1 protein-coding gene is annotated in these 2,151 nt (G+C 41.5%); it reads right to left on the bottom strand.

Annotated elements, in window-relative coordinates:
- A partial coding sequence (locus tag A6733_RS08670; RefSeq protein ID WP_176696734.1) for a hypothetical protein occupies window positions 1-2,151 on the bottom strand: 2,151 nt, incomplete at both ends.

The raw sequence follows: 2,151 nt of genomic DNA, 5'->3' as shown, positions 1-2,151 counted from the left end.
AGAGAAGAATGCGTAAGGTCTACAACACTAGTTACTGGTGCTACACCCTCACCTTTACTGGCTTTTTTCCTTATATAGGCCTCTACCTTTGTTGATAACGCCATTGCGAGAATGCCAGCAACGTCAAGGACTCTAACAAAATCTCCACAACTAATAGCACTCAAGGACTCATCTTCCAGAGAAACAGAAACTTTACTCCAACAAGAGCTAAAAACAGACTCTATCTCTCTACGGATAGCACAATCCAGCCCCAATAAAAAATCTAGCAAATTACCTTTGGTATCCGATAATACTTGAATTTTAGAAATAGAACGTACGAAACCAGGGCGGTGCTCAGTATGGTACTCACCAAAACACCTGGACACAAAACCAACCCCACACGTTTCCTTGTAGATCCTGTACCAAATAGCTCTTTCAGTCACCGAAAGCTTGTCACTTATTTCTTGTGGGAGCTGTTTGCTTACCATGTCTTCATAAATACTCCTGGCAAGTGCACCAACTTTAGAAAAGAGAGCTTTAATCATCAGAGCACACTCAGGAAGTACCATAGCACATAGCGAAGCACAATCCAGATCAACGGCGGATTTTTGAGCAGAAAACCTTCCACTACCCCTAGTACTCACCTTCTTACCTGCGGTAGCAGTAGTAGTTGAAGTAGTAACGGTTGAAGAAGAACCTGGCTCCGTAACCTCAACCGCACATTCACTACCACCTCCCAACTTCTCCATTTTACTTATCTCACGGTCTCGTCTTTTTCTTATCGCGTCACATCTTTGAGAAACTGAAAATGCTACTACAGGAACACCAACAATACCAAGGATTCTAGTAAAATTTTCGCAACTAACAGTGCTCATTGATCCATCTTCTAGTTCAGAAAAAACTTTACCAGTTGCTCTATCCCATCCCGAGTTAAATATAGATTCCATCTCCCCACGAATAGCACAATCTAGTCTCGACAAAAAACCTAATAACCCGACTCCACTTAATGTCACTAGCTTACGATCAGAGGGACTTGACAATACTCTAATACTCCCAAGAGCACGTATAAAATTAGTATAATGCCTGCAGTGATACACACAAACTAACCTAGACATAAATTTAAGTAGATGCAGCTTCCTATAGGTTTTGAACCAAATAGCTTTCTCAAGGGCCGAAAGCTCGCTAATCATTATAGTTGAAATGTAATCTATTATCGATCTTGAGAAAGACATTTTGGCAGAAGAACGAACTTCGCGAAAGAGGCCACAAATTAATTCAGCACTGTCAGGATGTAATTTAACACCTATCAAATCAACACATTTAACAGATTCGGAAGGTACACTATAAGAATCTCCTAATGACAATGAAGGGCCCAATTGTGAACCAGATTGAGAACTCGTACGTTCAGGATGGGACTGAGGTGGCAATAATTTAGAACCAGAAGGGGGAGTGTGTGTAAGATCTGTAACACTAATTCCTGATGCCGAACACTCGCCTGTGCCTTTACTTATTGCACGGCGGCCTTTACCTCCTGTAACTGCCGATGATGCTAGCGGAGGAACACCGGCAACTTCGAGAACATCGATAAAATCTTTACAACTAACAGAATTCAAGGACCCTTCTTCCAGAGTAACAGAAACTTCACTCCAATGAGAGTCAAAAACAGACTTCACCTTATTATGGACAGCACAATCTAGCCTCGATAAAAAATCTGACAACCTATCTCTAGGTAATGGCACTACATTACCTTCAGGAAAATCAGAGAGTACTCGAATATCAGGAAGAGCACGTATGAAACCAGGGCGGTACTCGTGATGGTACTCGCCAAAGCATCTGGATACAAAACCATCTTCACACATTAATCTATAGGTAAAGTACCAAATAGCTCGCTCAGTCACAGTAAGTCTGTCACTCACATTTGATGGAAGTTGTTTGCCTATCATACTCTTGTAGGTACGTCTAGAAAATACATCCACTTTAGAAAAGAGATCTTTAATTATTAGAGCACTCTCAGGAGATAACGCAATACCCAGCAAACCCGAAACGTCAGAATCAGCAACAGTGGCTGATTTTTGAGCAGAAAAACTTCCTCCTATACCACCACTACCAACTTCTTTGCCTATAGTAGTAGCTGAAGAAGAAACAGCAACAGAAGTGCCATGCTTTTGGGAA

It is taken from the genome of Candidatus Ichthyocystis sparus (assembly GCF_900078745.1).
In the GTDB taxonomy this organism is placed as follows: Bacteria; Pseudomonadota; Gammaproteobacteria; order Burkholderiales; family 2013Ark19i; genus Ichthyocystis; species Ichthyocystis sparus.
Note: the sequence above shows the minus strand (reverse complement) of the source record. Positions and strands in the feature narration are given on the sequence as shown.